Origin of the sequence: Nonomuraea sp. 10N515B (assembly GCF_052245915.1) — a bacterium.
GTDB lineage: Bacteria > Actinomycetota > Actinomycetes > Streptosporangiales > Streptosporangiaceae > Nonomuraea.
This window is the reverse complement of the sequence record NZ_JBQQBQ010000006.1, coordinates 168,562-185,380: the sequence shown is the minus strand read 5'-3', so window position 1 is coordinate 185,380 and position 16,819 is coordinate 168,562. Positions and strand designations below refer to the sequence as shown.

Here is a 16,819-nt window from a genome sequence, read left to right as displayed (position 1 = left end):
ATGGCTCTCGCAACCATCTTTGAAAAGATCGTCGGTACGGACGCGAACGTCGCGTTCCTGGCGTACGACGGCAGCAAGGCAGGGCCCGACGGGGCCGACATCACCCTTGAGGTCAAGTCCCCGATCGCGGTGGCCTATCTGGCGCAAGCCCCGGGGGAACTGGGCTTGGCCAGGGCGTACATCGCCGGTCACATCGACGTGCACGGCGACATGTACACATTGCTCGACCGCATGTGGAACATCACCACCAACGACCTGACAACATCCGAGAAGATCGCCGCTGTCCGCTCGCTGGGCGTCAAGCCGCTTCTCATGCGCGTGCCGCCGCCCCCGCAGGAGATGCGGCAGAGCACGCTGGCCAAGCTCGGCTCCCGGCATGCCAAGCAACGCGACGCCGAGGCCATTCATCACCACTACGACGTCTCCAACCGCTTCTACGAGTGGGTCCTCGGCCCGTCGATGGCCTACACCTGCGCCGCCTTCCCCGAGGAGGACGCGACGCTGGAGGAGGCCCAGTACACCAAGTTCGACCTGGTGGCCCGCAAGCTGGGGCTCGAGCCCGGCATACGCCTGCTGGACGTGGGCTGCGGCTGGGGCGGCATGGTCATGCACGCCGCCAAGCACTACGGCGTCAAGGTGCTCGGCGTGACGCTGAGCAAGCAGCAGGCGGAGTGGGCCCAGCAGGCCATCGCCGACGCGGGCCTGCAGGACCTGGCCGAAGTGCGTCACATGGACTACCGCGACGTCCGGGAGACCGGGTTCGACGCGGTCAGCTCCATCGGCCTCACCGAGCACATCGGCAAGGCGAACCTCCCGGCGTACTTCTCCTTCCTGTACGGCAAGCTCAAGCCCGGTGGCCGCCTCCTGAACCACTGCATCACCCGGCCGACCGGCAAGGAGAAGACGTTCAACAAGGGCGGCTTCATCAACAAATATGTCTTCCCCGACGGGGAGCTGGAGTCGGTGGGCCACCTCATCAGGGAGATGGAGGACCTCGGCTTCGAGATCCGCCACCAGGAGAACCTCCGGGAGCACTACGCGAAGACCCTGCGGCACTGGTGCGACAACCTGGACGCCAACTGGGAGGACGCGGTCCAGGAGGTCGGCATGGGCACGGCCCGCGTGTGGGCGCTCTACATGGCCGGCTGCATCGTCGGTTTCGAGCGCAACAAGGTCCAGCTCCACCAGGTCCTGGGCGTGAGACTGGACGAGCAGGGCCGCTCCGGCGTCCCCCTCCGCCCGTCCGTCACCTGGCCCTGAGTCCGACGGCAGTGTCCTTGCGTAATCTGCACGCTGGTTTGCAGATTACGCAAGGACGTCCAGGACCGCCTTGCCGCCGATCCGCCGGTCGAGCAGAGCCTGGCCGGCCTCGGCGAACCGCTCCCACGAACCACGCCAGTCCACCTCCGGCGACAGCTTGCCGGCCGCGACGAACCCGAGCAGCGTCGCCAGGTCTGGACCGACCTCATGAACGTCGCCGAAGGTGCTCATCGTCTTGGCCGGGCCGATGGAGAACAGCGAGTACGGCTCGAACACGGCGGGCTCGCCGGACGCCCACCCGATGTTCTGAACGCCCCCGCCCGGCGCGAGCAGCTTCCAGGCGTCGGCCAGCTGCGGCCCGCCCACGTTACCAGGATGAGGTCGACCGGCCGGTCGACGCCGTCCAGGCCGATCACCACTTCGTCGGCGCCCAACTCGGCGAGGCCCTCGGCGCGGGCCACCGAACCCACCGACGCGATGACGTGGGCGCCGCCGAGTGCCGCCAGCTGGACCGCGTACCGGCCGACCCCGCCTGCCGCGCCGGTGATCAGCACCCGCCGCCCCAGGATGGAACGGGACCGCAGGGTACGCAGTGCGGTGACGCCGACCATCGGGAGTGCGGCGGCGTCGGCCAGATCGACCTGTGCGGGGACATCGGCCACGGCGGTAGTGTCCACCGCCATCCGCTCCGCCCAGGCTCCGGTGCCGAACGCCGCCACTCTGGTGCCCGGGACCGGTCCGCTGCCGTCCGCTGCCGGGTGGGTGACGACCCCGGCGGCGTCGTAGCCGTGCACGGTCCCCGGCGGCAGCTGCCCGGCGAAGGCCACCTCCCCGCGATTGAGTGAGATGTGCCGGACCTCGACCACCAGCTGGTGAGGCCCGGGCTCCGGCTCGGCGGCCGTACCGAGGCGAAGGGAACCGGGGGCGTCCGGATCGACGATGAGAGCGCGCATGGCCATCTCCAGGTTCAGGGGATATATCCGGACTGTTGGTCCGGATAGTGCCGCACGCTATCATATGCGGACCGATAGTCCGCAACGGGAAACAAGGATGGCGATGCCCGAAAACCGGACCGAAGGCGGTCGTAGCGGACGGCGCGTCGAGCGCGCCGATGCCGCGCGTAACCGCCACGCCGTTCTCCGTGCCACCGAGCAACTGCTGGCCGAGGGCGGTGGCGACCACGTGTCGCTCGATCGCGTCGCCGCCCTGGCCGGGGTCGGGAAAGGCACGGTGTTCCGCCGTTTCGGCAGCCGTGCGGGGCTGTTGCAGGCCCTGCTAGAGGAACGGTCACAGGACCTGCGCGACGCGATCACGACCGGCCCTCCGCCGCTCGGCCCAGGGGCGCCCGCACGAGAGCGACTGCTGGCGTTCCTCGAGGGGCTGGGTGCGATCGCCGAGGGCAACGCCATTCTGCTGGCCGCCCACGAGCAGGCCTGCGCCGAGGACAAGTACGACGACCCCAGCTACCGCTTCTGGCACGCCCACGTGGGTGCGCTGCTCGCCGCCGAACGCTCCGATCTCGACGCGGACTTCCTGGCGCACGCCATCCTCGCGGTCTTCGACGGCGCCCTGATTCGCCACCTCACCCAGCCCGGCGACCCGCGCCGCTTCACCCGTTCAGTCCAGGAGATGGCCAAGGCGCTGCTCGGCGCCACCTCGGCGGGGACGGGAGAACCTCCGCCGAGGCGGCGGGCTCGCTGATCGAGCGCGGCTACCACGTGCGCGTCTGGCGCGGGAGCCGCCCCGAAACAGGACGGGCCTAAAGGCCGGACCGACCGGAAGGGCGCGTCGGCGCGCCTAGGTGTTCCTGGTGGGGATCACTTCTTGTCCTTGGCCGGAGCGGCGTGTTTGCCGCGGCTCGCCTGGTGCTCCTTGGCGCTGGAGCCTTCTTTGGACTCGTCCGGCGTGTCCTTAGGGGTGTGGGGCTTCTCGTGCCGGCCCACGCGACCTCCTCTTGCCTGGCTTGGTTGCATAACGTTGCCATGAGATTACCGTCAGTGCGTTCCCCTGGCGAATCCACTCACGAGACGGCACCGAGGAGGGCGAGCACCCGCTCGGCCTGCCGTTCTCGGCCGCTAGCCGGCCAGCCCTTCGAGGGTCCCGGTGAGCCCCGCCCAGCTCTGCTCGGCGTCCGGCGTGCGGCCGTGCGGCGAGCGGAAACACGCCACGAACTCGGCCAAGTCGTCGAGCGCCCACCGCAGTCGGTACAGCTCCAGAGCGGCCGGGTCAGGAGCGCGCCCCGAGACCTCGGCATATCGGGCGAGGTCGGAAGGATCCTCGGCGACATGCCAGAGATCGCGCTCAGGGACCGCCAGCCCCACCGTGTCCCAGTCCACGAGCAGCAGCCGCCCGTCCGCCTTCCGCAGCAGATTGCCGGGGTGCGGCTCGCCATGGGTGACGACGGGCTCGCCGCCCTTCTCGGCCATCCGGTCCAGCTCCTCCAGACGGCGGCGCAGCGTCACGGCGTGATCGGCGATCAGAGCCCGGGCAGGCTCGGCGTACGGGCCGCCCAGCCACGGGTGGTCCGTCTCCCTGATGGCGTCCTCCAGCCAGGCCCGTCCCGCCAGCTCGACCGGCCGGGCCGGGATCGAGAGCGGGGGTGGGGTCCGGTGCAGCTCGGCCAGCAGGTCGATGACCCGGCCGCGCTCCTCGGCGGACACCTCGTCGCCGAAGTCGCCGCCGGCGCCGTCCAGGTAGGGGAACACGCTCATGACGTAACGGTGGCGGTCGAGCCTCCGGAGCGTCGTGCCGTCGGCCGCCCGCACCGGCGCGACGACGAAGCCGAGCCCCGCCTGCTCGCTGAGGACCGCCGCCGTCTCCATGGCCTGCTGGAGCCCGTCGTACGGCCTGCGCCGCACGTCCGCGACCGTGACGAACCACCGCCGGTCCGCCACCCAGTGATAATCCCCGAACCCCACCGGCGCGTAGTCCAGCGCGACGGCGTCGATGCCCCACTCGCGCAGCGCGGGCCGCAGCAGCCCTTCGTCCAGTCCTTCCGGCCGATCTCGCATGCCGATCACGCTATAGGCCCGGGCCGCCCGGCTTCATCTCCATTAAGAGCCCTAGGGCGGCCTGGACGTCGCTCACCACGTGGTCGGGCTCCCCGCAGGGAGCCACCCCGCGGTCGATCCAGATCGTCCGCAACCCCGCGGCCCGCCCGCCGGCGACGTCCTTCTCCGGATCGTCCCCGACCATCCATCCGCCCCCGGCCAGCGATCTCCCGCACCGCCTGGCCCCGATCTCGAACAGCCGCACGTCGGGCTTCCGCACGCCCTCCGCCCCGGAGATCGCCCACCCGTCCACCCGCTCGGCCAGCCCCGTACGCCGGATCTTGCCCGTCTGGTTGTCGGCCATCCCGTTGGTCACGATCCCGACGGCCCACCCGGACGCTCGCAGCCGGTCGAGCCCGTCGAGCACCTCGTCGGGGCACGAGACCAGGTGCGGCAGCCGCGCCCGGTACGCACGCCACAGCTCCTCCGCCGGCTCGGCCAGCCCGAACCGCTCCCGCACCCGTGCGAAGAACACGTCCATGGGCACTGACCCGTCCGCGTCGGTCTCCACCAGCCACGCCGCCGCAGCCGCGCCCAGTCCTCGCTCCCCGGCGAACTCGGCGGCCCACCGCTCGAACGCCGCCAGCCGGTCGATCAGCGTGTTGTCCAGCTCGAAAAGGACGAGCATGATCGCCAGTGTAGGGCGCGGGCGGGGCCCGCGCCCTCCGCAGGGACGGTTACCGCAGTTCGCGCTTGAGGATCTTGCCCGTGGCCGTCATCGGCAGGCTGTCGCGGAACTCGATGATCCGCGGATACTTGTAGGCCGCCATGTTCTCCCTGGCCCACGCGATCAGCTCGTCTTCGGTGATCGTGGCGCCCGGCGTGCGGATGACGTACGCCTTGACCTCCTCGCCGAGGGACTCGTGCGCGACCCCCACCACGGCGGCCAGCGACACGGCCTCATGGGTCAGCAGGACCTCTTCGAGCTCTCGGGGGTAGACGTTGAAGCCGCCGCGGATGATCATGTCCTTGGCCCGGTCGATGATGGAGTAGTAGCCGTCCGCATCCCGGGTCGCGATGTCGCCCGTGCGGAACCAGCCGTCGTTCATGACCTCGGCCGTCGCCTCCGGACGGCCGTAGTAGCCCTTCATGATGTTGTGCCCGCGGATGGCGATCTCACCGGGGCCCTCGCCCTCGACGGTCTTCCAGTCACCATCGATCAGTTTCATTTCCACACCCCAGATCGGGGTGCCGACCGTGCCCGGCTTGGTCGGCCGGCCGAGCTGGTTGAAGCTGGCCACCGGCGAGGTCTCCGACAGCCCGTACCCCTCCAGGATGCCGATGCCGAAGGTCGTCTCGAAGTCCTTGAGCACCTCCACCGGCGACGACGCGCCGCCCGCGACCGCCACGCGCAGCGACCGGGGAACCTCCGCCCCCTCGGCGTGGATCTTGGTGAGCATGCCCCAGTACATCGTGGGCACCCCGGCGAAGAAGGTCACGTTCTCCTTGACCATGAGCGCGAGCGCGTCGCCCGGGTCGAAGCGCGGCATCAGCACGACGGTGGCGCCGCGCAGGAAGCCGGTGTTCATGACCACGGTCTGGCCGAAGGAGTGGAACAGCGGCAGAACCGCCAGATAGGTGTCGCCCTCCTCCTCGCTCCGCGGGAACATCTTGTCGCTGACCATGGCGTTCATCAGCATGTTCTGGTGGCTGAGCTCGGCGCCCTTGGGCTGGCCCGTGGTGCCCGAGGTGTAGAGGATCACCGCGGTGTCGTCGGGCGCCGTCTGCACGGTCTCGAACGTGCCGGCCGTCCCGCCGAGTGCCGCCCAGATCGACTCGCCGTACTCGGACTCGGTCGCGAGCGGCGTCGCGGGCAGCACGAAGAAGTGCTCGCATCCCGCCGCCGCCTCGAAGCCGCTCCTGCCGCGCTCGCCCAGTGGCAGCTCCGGCGTGCCCTCGAAGCAGAACAACGCCTTGGCGTCGCTGTCGTCGAGGTGGTAGGCGATCTCACGCGACTGCAACAGCACGTTCAGCGGCACCACCGTCGCCCCGGCCTTGAGGATGCCGAAGTAGACGAACGGGAAGTACGGCAGGTTCGGGCAGGCCAGCGCGACCTTGTCGCCCTTCTGGATCCCGCGCGCCACCAGGAGGTTCGCGACCTGGTTGGCGATCGTGTCGATCATCGAGTACGGCAGCCGCATGTCGCCGAAGACGATGGCCGTGCCGTCCGGGTTGTTCCTGGCGCTGTCCTCCAGGACGATCGACAGATTCAGCATGACGCCTTCCTCTCTCTAAGCCTGCTTGGGCGCCATCTAAGCAGCCACCTCATACCGGCCGGTAGGTAAACGGAGGTTACAACTGGATATGGACGCGCCCCGCCGTCGGGAGTAAGCAAGGGGTTATGGAGTACGACTACGTGATCGTCGGCGCGGGTTCCGCGGGGTGCGTGCTGGCCAACCGGCTGTCGGCGGATCCGAACGTGTCGGTCGCACTGGTCGAGGCCGGCGGGCAGGACGACAAGCTCGAAATCCGCATGCCCGCGGGCTTCGCCAAGTTGTTCAAGACCGAATACGACTGGAACTACACGACGGCCAAGCAGAGCGAGATGTCCGGCCGGGAGCTCTACTGGCCCCGTGGCCGGGTCATCGGCGGCTCGTCCTCGCTCAACGCCCAGATGTGGGTGCGCGGCTGCCAGCGCGACTACGACGAGTGGCAGGTCCCCGGCTGGTCGTACGACGACGTCCTGCCGTACTTCACCAGGGCCGAGCACCGCGTCGGCAGCAACGGCGGCAACGTCTACGGCACGTCCGGCCCGCTGTACATCTCGGAGCTGCGCAGCCCCAACGTCACCACCGCGGCCTTCCTCAAGGCGTGCGAGGAGCTCGGCTTCGGGCGGCTGGGGGAGCTCAACGGGCGCTCCAACGAGGGCTACAGCCCGACCCCCGTCACCCAGAACCGCGGCCGGCGGTGGAGCGCCGCCGACGCCTACCTGCGGTCGGCGGCCGGGCGGCCCAACCTCACGGTGATCACCGCGGCGACGGTCGACCGGGTGCTGTTCGACGGCCGGCGCGCGATCGGCATCCAGCACGACGGCGGCGCCCAGATCAAGGCAAAGGCTGAGGTCATCCTGTCGGCGGGGGCGATCGGCTCCCCGCACCTGCTCATGCGCTCCGGCGTGGGCGCGGCCGGCGAGCTGCGCGACGCCGGGATCGAGGTCGTGCGCGACCTGCCCGCGGTCGGCAAGAACCTGCAGGACCACCTGGCGAGCGGCGTGTACGTCGAATGCAAGCAGCCGGTCACGCTCACCAAGGCGGAGTCGCTCGGCAACCTGCTGCGTTACCTCGTGCTGCGCTCCGGCATGCTGACCACGAACGTGGGCGAGGCGGTCGCGTTCATCCGCACCTCCGAGGAGGAGCCCGCGCCCGACATCGAGCTGATCTTCGCTCCCGCTCCGTTCATCGACCACGGCCTCACCCCGCCGACCGGCCACGGGCTCACCGTCGGCGTGGTGCTGCTGCAGCCGGAGAGCCGCGGCAGGATCGGGCTGAACGGCGGGGACGTGACGATCGACCCCGGCTACCTGACCGCGGAGGCGGACGTCAAGCGGCTCGTCGCGGGCCTGAAGACGGCCAAGCAGGTGTTCGCCACCGCCGCGATGAACGCCACCGCCGCGATGAAACCGTACGTGGGCGGGCCGATGGCCCCGTACTGGGCGCCGGAGAGCGACGAGGAGCTCGCCCAGTGGGTGCGTGAGCGCGGCGAGACCCTCTACCACCCGGTCGGCACGTGCCGCATGGGCGCCGACGACGCCTCCGTCGTGGACCCCTCCCTGCGGGTGCGCGGCATCGAGGGGCTGCGGGTCGTGGACGCGTCGATCATGCCGACACTGAACCGCGGCCACACCCACGCCCCCGCTATCATGATCGGCGAAAAGGGGGCCGATCTGATCCGTTCCTCTTGACGTAAGTGACCACTTGCAGAAGGCTTGTCTGATATGACGCTGTCCGCGGACCTGGACCTGTCGCAGATCCCGTTCTGGGGGTTGCCGCAGTCCGAGCGTATGGAGGCCTTCCGCAGGCTGAGGCAGCTGGACCGCCCGGTCTTCATGCGGGAGCAGATCGTGCCGTTCATCGGCGGCGGGCCGGGTTTCTACGCCCTCGTCCGCCACGCCGACGTGATCGAGGCCAGCAGGAACGCGGCCGTGTTCAGCAGCGAGCCGTGCTCCAACAGCATCCCTGACATGCCGCGCTGGCTGAGTGTCTACTTCGGCTCGATGATCAACATGGACGACCCGCGGCACGCCCGGTTACGCCGGATCGTGTCGAGGGCGTTCACGCCGCGCATCCTGGCGAAGATGGAGGAGGACCTCGCCAGGGCCGCCGCGGAGATCGTGGATCGGGCGATCGAGGAAGGGCCGCGCGACTTCGTCGCCCAGGTGGCCGCGAAGCTCCCCGTACGGGTCATCTGCGACATGATGGGGATCCCCGCGGAATCTCATGACCTGGTGCTCCAGCAGACCAACGTCATCCTGGGCAACACCGACCCCGAATACACCGGTGTCGCCCCCGACCTCACCCGCCGCAACGTCGCCAAGGGCCTGGCCAAGCTGCTGCGCGCTGGATACACGCTCAACCGGCTGGCCGCCCGCCTGGGCGACGAGCGGCGCAAGCGGCCCACGGGCGACCTGGTCAGCCTGCTGGTCAACGGCGAGGAGAGGCTCACCCCGCAACAATTGGGGTCGTTCTTCATCCTGCTCGTGGTGGCCGGCAGCGAGACCACCCGCAACGCGATCGCGCACGGGCTCAAGCTCCTCACCGACCACCCCGACCAGCGCGCGATCCTGCTCGGGAATTTCGAAGGGCTCATCGGCACCGCGTGCGACGAGATCATCCGGTACGCCACGCCGGTGATCCAGTTCCGCCGCACGCTGACGCAGGACTACGAGATGAACGGCACCTCATACCGGAAGGGCGACAAGGTGCTGCTCTTCTACAACTCCGCCAACCGCGACGAGGTGGTCTTCTCGGACCCGGACACGTTCGACATCACCCGCGACCCCAACCCGCATGTCGGCTTCGGCGGGCCGGGGCCGCACTACTGCCTGGGCGCGCACCTGGCGCGCAGGGAGATGACCGTGATGTTCCGCGAGCTGTTCACCCGGTTGCCCCGCCTCAGGTCCGCCGGCGAACCCGACTACCTCCTCTCCAACTTCATCAACGGCGTCAAGCACCTGCGTTACACCTTCTGACCGCATCTGTGATCGACTCGGCCAGCCCGCGCCAGGCGACTCCGTGCTCGGCTCCGTGGCCAAGGAGCTGGCCGAGCAGGCGGACGACCTCAGCCTCCATGATCGGTTCGAGTTCGGGCCGATGTGCCTGCTGACGGGGTGCGCCGAGCACGTCCGCTGAGCGCCACCGGCAGCAGCGCGCCGGCCAGCGCCAGCCCGGCCGCCACGGCCAGCAGCGGGACGAGCCCTGACCGGTACGGCGCCGCCAGCACCGCCACGCCCACGGCCGTGCCGACCTGTTTGAGCGTGTTCACGATCCCGGTCGCCATCCCGACCCGGTCCATCGGCGCGGTCAGCCCGACCTGGTTGGCCACGACGTTTCCCGCGCCGAGCCCCAGGCCGCCGAGGAACAACCCGACCATGATGGGCGTCCACGGATCGGCCGCCGGGACGGCCATGACCAGCAGCGCTACCGCGATGACCGCAGGACCGACGGCGATCAGCACGCCCATCGGCCACTTGTGCAGCACCCGCCCGATCGCGACGGGTCCGATGACCGCCGCCACGCTGAAGGCCAGGAAGCGTGCCCCCGCTTCCGCCGGGCTCGTGTCCAGCGGGCCCTGCACGTACAGCGTGAGATAGGTGAACGCGCCCAGCAGGGCCGCCAGCATGAGCAGCGTCGTTCCTGAGCCGACCGCGAACACCCGGTTCCTGAACAGCCCGAAATCGATCATCGGATTGGCGGCGCGCCGCTCGACGAGCACGAACACCACCAGCAGCACCAGCCCGGCCACCAGTAAGGCCGGCAGGTCGTGGATGAGCGCCGGGATGATCGCGAACAGCGCCGCTGTGATCAGCAGGATGCCCAGCGGGTCGAGATGTCCTCTGCCGCGCGACTCGGCCACCCGCCGGCGCAGCGCCACCAGGACGAACGCGCCGATGGGCAGGTTGATGAGGAAGATGGCCCGCCAGCCGAACGCGCTCGTCAGCGCGCCGCCGACCACCGGTCCCAGCGTCATGGCGAGCCCCGACACCGCGCTGAAGATGCCAAGCGCCTTGCCCCGGTCCGGGCCCTCGGGGTAGGCGGCGCCGATCAGCGGGGTGGTGGTGCCGTACAACGCGGAGGCGCCCAGGCCCTGCACGCCCCTGGCCAGGTCCAGCAGGGGAGCCGTGGGGGCGAGCGCGCAGGCCAGCGAGGCCACCGTGAAGATCGACACGCCGATCACCAGCAACCTGCGCCTGCCGTACCGGTCGGCCAGGACTCCGGCGGGCAGCAGCGCGGCGGCCAGCGTGAGCGCGTAGGCGTCCACCACCCACTGCACCTGCGCCAGGCTCGCGCCCAAGTCGGCGCGGATGTCGGGCAGCGCGATCGTCACGGCGGTCAGGTCCACCACGACGAGCACGATCGTCATCGAGGCCAGTGCGAGCACCCATCCCCGTCGCATGCGAGCCCCTTCGCGTCGCGGACCCCTGTGAAGTTCGTACTCCTCGAAGGGGCCGGGTGCTAGGTTTCGCAGTCATGGAGATCAGGACTATCCACGCCAATGGGGTGGAGTTCGCGTATCTGACCCTCGGTGAGGGGCCGCTCGCGCTGTGCCTGCACGGCTTCCCCGACACCGCGCACACCTGGCGCCATCTGATGCCGGCGCTGGCCGAGCGCGGTTACCGCGCGGTCGCGCCGTTCACGCGCGGCTACGCGCCGACCGAGGTCCCGGCTGACGGCGCGTACGAGGACGCCGCGCTGGTCGCCGACGTCCGTGCCCTTTACGAGGAGCTCGGCGGTGACGCCGACGCGGTCATCATCGGGCACGACTGGGGCGCTTTCCCCGTCTACCCCCTGGCCGGCCGCTTCCGCCGCGCCGTCACGCTCGCGGTGCCGCCGCCCGGGTCGCTGGCCGGCACGTTCCTCGACTATGAGCAGCTCAAGCGCTCGTTCTACATCTTCCTCTTCCAGACCGCGCTGGCGGAGACGGCCGCCGCAGGCCCGGGCTTCCTCGAGAACCTGTGGCGCGACTGGTCCCCGGGGTACGACGCGAGCGAGGACCTGGAGTTCGTACGGCGCAGCATCGGCGCGCCCGCCAACCTGAGCGCGGCCCTCGGCTATTACCGGGCCATGCTGGGCACCACGCCGCGGTCCGGTCGCTACCCCGCCGTCGAGCCCGGGGTGACCGGGCCCATCCTCTACCTGCACGGTGCCCAGGACGGCTGCCTGGGCGCCGACCTGGTCAAGGACGTGCTCAGCCACCTTCCGGCCGGCTCGCGGGCCGAGCTGGTGGGGGACGCCGGTCACTTCCTCCACCTGGAACGGCCCGCCGAAATCAACCGCCTGATCCTGGACTGGCTCGGCCCCGCCCGCTGAGGGCAGCCGCGCCTCAAGACGGCCGGCCGCGCCCTGGGGTGGTCAGCCGTGGCCCTGCTTCCGCAGAACCGCGATCACCGGGTGCAGGCCCGACAGGCTCACCCGGATCGCCTCCTCCACGGCGAACCCGTGCGGGATCCCGCCGTGGACCAGCGCCACGGCCAGCCCGTCGGCGGCCAGGACGCGCCGCACCTCCCGCCACAGGGGTCCGAGGTCCCCGGCGAGCAGCCCCCTCGGCGGCACCTGACACCCCCAGGGCGGGTTCACCAGCACGCGCTCGACGCCGCCGTCGGGCACGGGGATCCGCCCGCCATCCGCCAGACCCCACCCGAACGGCGACCCGCCGCCTCCGGCCGCTCGGCCGCCCGCAGGTGCCGGCTCGTGGCCTCCGGACGGACGGCCGCTCGTCGGCGTCGGCTTGCCGGATGGTGGCGCGCTCGCCGGAGGTCGCCCGCCTTCGATGGGCGATCGACCCGTCAGGGCCGCGTGGGCGTTGGCGGCGCCGGCCGCGAGCGCGGCCGGGTCGTGATCGAAGCCCAGCAGCCGCACGTGCGGCGCGAGAGCGTGGGCCTCGATGAGGGTGGTGCCCGCGCCACAGCACGGATCGAGCACCGTGCCCGCGCCCTCCAGCCGCGCCAGCTCCGCCATGGCGGCCGCCACCGGCGGATGCAGCGTGCCCCGGATGGAGGCCGTCTTGTACGGCCTGCGGTGCAGCGGCCGGTCGGCAGGCCGCAGCGCGATGACCGCCTGCTCGCCCTCGATCGTGACCCGCCACGACATCGCCTCCAGCGGCGGCCGCCCTCCCGCCGTCCTGGAGTGGTAGCGCACCCGCAGGGCCCGTGCCAGCTCGCCCCCGACCGCGTCCTCGATCTCGAACCTCGTGTAGTTGCGCCGCCCGACGAACGACGCCGACACTTCCAGCCCACCACGCGCGTCCGGCCGCCCGCCGCCCAGGCGAGCCAGCCGGACCGCGTCCACGCCCCGCGCCGCCTGCGCCAGCCGCGCGAGCGCGGAGCGGCGGACGCCGATCCCGTCCACCACGGCCCCGGCCAGCAGCACGTCGTCCGCCGTACGCAATCCCAGGGGCGCCGTACGCAATGCCAGAAGCCCGGCCTCGTCCGCGGCCTCGAACCACACCTCGCGATGCCGCACCCCGCGCACCACGCCCAGCCGGGAACGCCGAATCTCCGTGGCCACCAGGGGCTCGATGCCGTGCACCGCCCTGGCCACGGCAAAAGTATGCACGTGTCCTTCTCCCACGTCGCGAACCCGGGACGGCGGTCGCTCAGCCGTCCCGCATCGCCGGCGGTGGGATGTCCGCGCCCCGCCGGCGGCTCGCTAACGCAGGTAGAAGAAGGTCATGGCGATCACCATAGGGCCGGCCGCCACCTCCCGCCACCCGTTTTCCAGGCCCTACGTACGCCGTACGTCATAACCATTGACGTAAGTGGCCGCTTTTCCGAATGATGGGCATATGAGCGTCCTCGACTTCGACCTGTCGGACCGTGACTTCTGGGCCAAGCCCATGGAACAGCGCGAGGAGGCGTTCGACCGCCTGCGTGCCCGCGCCACCCCCGCGTTCTTCGAAGAGATGGACATCGGCTTCGCCCCCAAGGGTCCGGGCTACTACGCGCTGGTCAAGCACGCCGACATCCTGGATGCCAGTCGCAACCCGGAGATCTTCTGCTCGGGTGACGGCGGAGCGACGGGCATCCCGGACATGCCAGCGGAATTCGCCGAGTACTTCGGCTCGATGATCAACATGGACGACCCGCGGCACGCCAGGCTCCGCAGGATCGTCTCCCGCGCCTTCACCCCCAAGATGATCAAGCAGTTCGAGTCGGACGTCGAGGCGGCGGCGGTCGGCATCGTGGACGACCTCCTCGCCAAGGGTCCGGGCTGCGACTTCGTGACCGAGGTGGCCGCCCGCCTGCCCTTGAAGATCATCTGCGATATGATGGGCATCCCCGAGCGCGACTACAAGTTCGTCTTCGACCGCTCGAACACGATCCTCGGCGGCTTCGACGCCGAATACGGCGGCACCGACGTCAGCGAGATCGCCACCCGCCTGCTCAACGCCGGGATGGAGCTGCAGCAGCTGGTGCAGGACCTGGCCGCCCACCGTGCCGAGCACCCCACGGACGACCTGACGTCGTCCCTGGTCAACGCCAACATCGACGGCGAGCGGCTCACCATGCAGGAGCTCGGGTCGTTCTTCATCCTGCTCGTCGTAGCCGGCAACGAGACCACGAGGAACGCCATCTCGTACGGCCTGCGCCTGCTCACCAAGAACCCCGACCAGCGCGCCCTCTGGCTGCAGGACCTCGACGGCCATGCTCCCGGGGCCGTGGAGGAAATCGTCCGCCTGGCCTCCCCGGTGAACTTCATGCGCCGCAAGGTCACCAGGGACTTCGAGATGAACGGCAACCTCTACCGCAGGGGCGAGAAAGCGGTGCTGTTCTACTGGGCCGCGAACCGGGACGAGGCCGTGTTCGCAAACCCGTACCGCTTCGACATCACCCGCACCCCCAACCCGCACGTCGGCTTCGGCGGCCCGGGCCCGCACTTCTGCCTCGGCTCGCACCTGGCCCGGCGGGAGATCACGGTGATGTTCCGCGAGCTGCTGCGCCGCGTCCCGCAGATCGAGGCGGGCAAGCCGGACCGGCTGCATTCCATGTTCATCAACGGCATCAAGCACATGGAGTGCACGTTCTAGCGGCTAGCCCTGCGTCGAGAGCCTGAGCTGGTTCATCACCGTGCGGATGTCGGGCAGGAGCTGCTTGCTCTCCGACGGGATCGACATGTAGACGATCGCCGGGACGCTGCCGCCGGTGTTGATCGCCATCGTGACGATCGTGGCCTTCTCGGTCTCCGACGTCAGCGAGTACGCGATCAGCCGGCCCGTCTGGTCGCCTACCTTGATCGGCTGCTGGGCGATCTTGCGGACCTTGTTGTCCGCCGGGAAGAAGCGCTTGCGGGCGGTCAGCACCACCTGCTTGATGACCGGCTCCAGGTTGTCCTGCTCGTAGTACGAGGCCAGCTTCGGCATGAGCGGGCCCGACATGATCTGGGCGTAGCGCTCGGGCGCGACCTCGACGTACTGGCGGGTGTCGAAACCGAACGTGCCCTTGACCGTGACGCGCTGGTCCAGCTGCCACTTGCCGCCGAGGCGCGGGACGGAGATCCCCGCGGCGGCGTCCGGCACCCTGCCGAGGACGGGGGAGGCCTTGCCGGGGTAGGCCGGCAGCTTGCCGATCGTCGTCGAGGACTTGGTGGCGCTCGGCTTCGCCGAGGCCGTGGGCTGGCCGGAGGCGACGGCGGAGGTCGGGTCCTCGCCGGCCAGCGGGCCCGCGAGGAACGCCCACAACAGCGCGATGACCAGCGCGACCGCCACGGACCCGCCGAGGGCGTAGATCCAGACGGGCCTGCCCTCGCCCTCGTCGTCGTCCAGGATTTCCTGGTCGCCCATGGCCTGGTAGTTCTCGCCGAAGACGGTGTTCCAGAGCTCCTGCTGGCGCTCGGGCGGAGGGGTGCGGGAGCCGCTGATCTGGCCCGCCGTCACGAACCGGTGCTCCGGGTCCGAGGGGTCGCGGCTCAGTTTGGAGCCCGGGCGGGATCCCGGAGGCTCGTTGCCGTCCTCGGTGGGGGGCGTGCCTATATGGGTGGAATCCATCGGGGTGGAGGGGACCGCGCGATCGTTGAGCTGGTTCTCGGAGTGCTGGGCGGGGTGGGGCTGGGGCGGTGGGCCGTGGGGTGCGGACAACGCGTCGTGCGGCGGGGGGCCGGCCGGGGCGGCCTGGTCGTACGCCGCCATGCGCGGGTCCGGCGCCTGGCTCGCATGGCCGCGCTCGCCCTGCGGCCAGGGGGCCGGGGCGGACAGGTTGGACCAGGCGCCGGGGGCCGGGGTCGGCGGCTGCGCCCACGCGGGCACCGGGTCCGGCACGGGAGGCTGCGCTCCCCCGGGGTTGATCCCCGCATCGGCACGCGAGCCGGCCTGGGCATCGGCACGGGAACCGGCCGGGGCGGACGGCCCGGCGGCATGCTGTGGCGCGGCCTCGGGCCACGAGGTCGGCACGTCCCGAGGCTCCGCCCAGGACGCGGGTCCACCCTGCGGGGAGGCGTCCGGCCAGGAAGACGAGGGTCCGGGCTGCGGCGCGGCGTCGGGCCAGGAAGACGAGGGTCCGGCCTGTGGGGAGGCGTCGGGCCAGGAAGAGGACGGTCCGGGCTGCGGGGCGGCGTCGGGCCAGGACATCGGCATGTCCTGGCGCGGCGGCTCCGGCCAGCCGGCGTCCTTACGCGGTGGCTCGGGCCAGCCCGCGTCCTGGCGGGGCGGCTCCGGCCAGGACGGGCCGGAGTCCTGGCGAGTGGCGTCGCGGCGCGGCTCGGGGCGTGACGGCTCGGGCCAGGAGGCGTCCTGGCGCGGCGGCTCCGGCCAGGCGGGGTCCTGGTGCGCGGGCGGCCGCGGGGTCTCCGGCCACGACGTCGGCACCTCGGGCGCGGGGGAGCCGGACCTGGAAGAAGGGCCGTCGGCCGCGGAAGACCACGAGGAAGGGGCGTCGGGCGCGGGGGAGCCGGGCCACGGAGAGGGAGACGACTCAGGCCAGGATGGGGGCAGGTGAGGTCCGGAGTTATCCGTTGCCATTGCTGCCGGCCCTCCCGAAGTTGTGTCCGGATCAACCCTTATATCCGGATTTGACGTACCAGGCATGATCTCATGGGATTTTCCAGGAGATGCCGGTGGTTCCGCAGCGAAACGAGCGAAGCCATGAGGATCGGTGGGCGGATCCTGCAAGGGCAGGCCGTCCTCCGGTCGATCAGGCTCAGCTCGGTACACCACGGCGACAAGGGTATTCTTGAGGGACGAATGAGGTCACAACGGATACATCACCATCAGGTCTCGCTGGACCTGAAGGGTCCATTGTGCATGCGCACCTCGATCGAGAACCTGCATTCATCCGAAGAGGTGCGCTAGGCTTGACACAT

Annotated in this window: 16 protein-coding genes; 7 read left to right on the top strand and 9 right to left on the bottom strand. The window is 70.4% G+C overall.

Going from position 1 to position 16,819, the window contains the following annotated elements; genetic code table 11:
* A complete protein-coding gene (locus tag ACTWQA_RS11085) occupies positions 1-1,260 on the top strand; it encodes a class I SAM-dependent methyltransferase (protein WP_443159154.1) in 1,260 nt (419 codons plus the stop codon).
* Positions 1,261-1,305: 45 nt separating this feature from the next.
* Here the strand turns inward: ACTWQA_RS11085 and ACTWQA_RS11080 are convergent, their stop codons facing one another.
* Complete coding sequence (locus tag ACTWQA_RS11080; RefSeq protein ID WP_443159294.1) at positions 1,306-1,593, bottom strand: zinc-binding dehydrogenase; 288 nt, start codon at positions 1,591-1,593, stop codon at positions 1,306-1,308.
* Entirely contained in the window at positions 1,488-2,213 is a 726-nt protein-coding gene (locus tag ACTWQA_RS11075; protein WP_443159153.1) for a zinc-binding dehydrogenase, read from the bottom strand. Before ACTWQA_RS11075 ends, ACTWQA_RS11080 begins: the two co-directional genes overlap by 106 nt.
* A 103-nt stretch (positions 2,214-2,316) precedes the next feature.
* Here ACTWQA_RS11075 and ACTWQA_RS11070 point away from each other — a divergent pair, with 103 nt between their 5' ends.
* Positions 2,317-2,961, top strand: a complete 645-nt coding sequence (locus ACTWQA_RS11070; protein WP_443159152.1) for a TetR/AcrR family transcriptional regulator — start codon at positions 2,317-2,319, stop codon at positions 2,959-2,961.
* Positions 2,962-3,077: 116 nt separating this feature from the next.
* On the opposite strand, the gene ACTWQA_RS11065 is transcribed toward ACTWQA_RS11070, so the two are convergent.
* The 4 genes from ACTWQA_RS11065 to ACTWQA_RS11050 form a co-directional block, all read right to left on the bottom strand.
* Complete coding sequence (locus ACTWQA_RS11065; RefSeq protein ID WP_443159151.1) at positions 3,078-3,203, bottom strand: hypothetical protein; 126 nt, start codon at positions 3,201-3,203, stop codon at positions 3,078-3,080.
* A gap of 132 nt (positions 3,204-3,335) precedes the next feature.
* Positions 3,336-4,271 carry a phosphotransferase gene (locus tag ACTWQA_RS11060; protein WP_443159150.1) on the bottom strand — a complete coding sequence of 312 codons (936 nt, stop codon included), beginning with the start codon at positions 4,269-4,271 and terminating at the stop codon, positions 3,336-3,338.
* Between the two features lie 10 nt (positions 4,272-4,281).
* A complete protein-coding gene (locus tag ACTWQA_RS11055) occupies positions 4,282-4,938 on the bottom strand; it encodes an HAD family hydrolase (RefSeq protein WP_443159149.1) in 657 nt (218 codons plus the stop codon).
* A gap of 49 nt (positions 4,939-4,987) precedes the next feature.
* A complete protein-coding gene (locus tag ACTWQA_RS11050) occupies positions 4,988-6,526 on the bottom strand; it encodes a long-chain-fatty-acid--CoA ligase (protein ID WP_443159148.1) in 1,539 nt (512 codons plus the stop codon).
* 125 nt (positions 6,527-6,651) lie between these two features.
* Between ACTWQA_RS11050 and ACTWQA_RS11045 the strand changes: the two genes are divergently transcribed.
* Positions 6,652-8,211 (top strand): GMC family oxidoreductase, encoded by a 1,560-nt coding sequence (locus tag ACTWQA_RS11045; RefSeq protein ID WP_443159147.1) that lies wholly within the window; start codon positions 6,652-6,654, stop codon positions 8,209-8,211.
* Between the two features lie 33 nt (positions 8,212-8,244).
* Positions 8,245-9,498: a cytochrome P450 gene (locus ACTWQA_RS11040; protein WP_443159146.1), complete on the top strand. Its 1,254-nt coding sequence runs from the start codon at positions 8,245-8,247 to the stop codon at positions 9,496-9,498.
* An 89-nt stretch (positions 9,499-9,587) separates the two neighbouring features.
* Here the strand turns inward: ACTWQA_RS11040 and ACTWQA_RS11035 are convergent, their stop codons facing one another.
* Positions 9,588-10,922 carry an MFS transporter gene (locus ACTWQA_RS11035; protein WP_443159145.1) on the bottom strand — a complete coding sequence of 445 codons (1,335 nt, stop codon included), beginning with the start codon at positions 10,920-10,922 and terminating at the stop codon, positions 9,588-9,590.
* Between the two features lie 74 nt (positions 10,923-10,996).
* Here ACTWQA_RS11035 and ACTWQA_RS11030 point away from each other — a divergent pair, with 74 nt between their 5' ends.
* Entirely contained in the window at positions 10,997-11,836 is an 840-nt protein-coding gene (locus ACTWQA_RS11030; RefSeq protein WP_443159144.1) for an alpha/beta fold hydrolase, read from the top strand.
* A 42-nt stretch (positions 11,837-11,878) separates the two neighbouring features.
* Here ACTWQA_RS11030 and ACTWQA_RS11025 read toward each other — a convergent pair whose 3' ends face one another.
* Positions 11,879-13,081 carry a methyltransferase domain-containing protein gene (locus tag ACTWQA_RS11025; protein WP_443159143.1) on the bottom strand — a complete coding sequence of 401 codons (1,203 nt, stop codon included), beginning with the start codon at positions 13,079-13,081 and terminating at the stop codon, positions 11,879-11,881.
* A gap of 229 nt (positions 13,082-13,310) precedes the next feature.
* On the opposite strand from ACTWQA_RS11025, the gene ACTWQA_RS11020 reads away from it, so the two are divergent.
* Positions 13,311-14,552 (top strand): cytochrome P450, encoded by a 1,242-nt coding sequence (locus ACTWQA_RS11020; protein WP_443159142.1) that lies wholly within the window; start codon positions 13,311-13,313, stop codon positions 14,550-14,552.
* A 3-nt stretch (positions 14,553-14,555) separates the two neighbouring features.
* On the opposite strand, the gene ACTWQA_RS11015 is transcribed toward ACTWQA_RS11020, so the two are convergent.
* Positions 14,556-15,911: a hypothetical protein gene (locus ACTWQA_RS11015; RefSeq protein ID WP_443159141.1), complete on the bottom strand. Its 1,356-nt coding sequence runs from the start codon at positions 15,909-15,911 to the stop codon at positions 14,556-14,558.
* 181 nt (positions 15,912-16,092) lie between these two features.
* Between ACTWQA_RS11015 and ACTWQA_RS11010 the strand changes: the two genes are divergently transcribed.
* Entirely contained in the window at positions 16,093-16,455 is a 363-nt protein-coding gene (locus ACTWQA_RS11010; protein WP_443159140.1) for a hypothetical protein, read from the top strand.
* Positions 16,456-16,819: the final 364 nt, after the last annotated feature.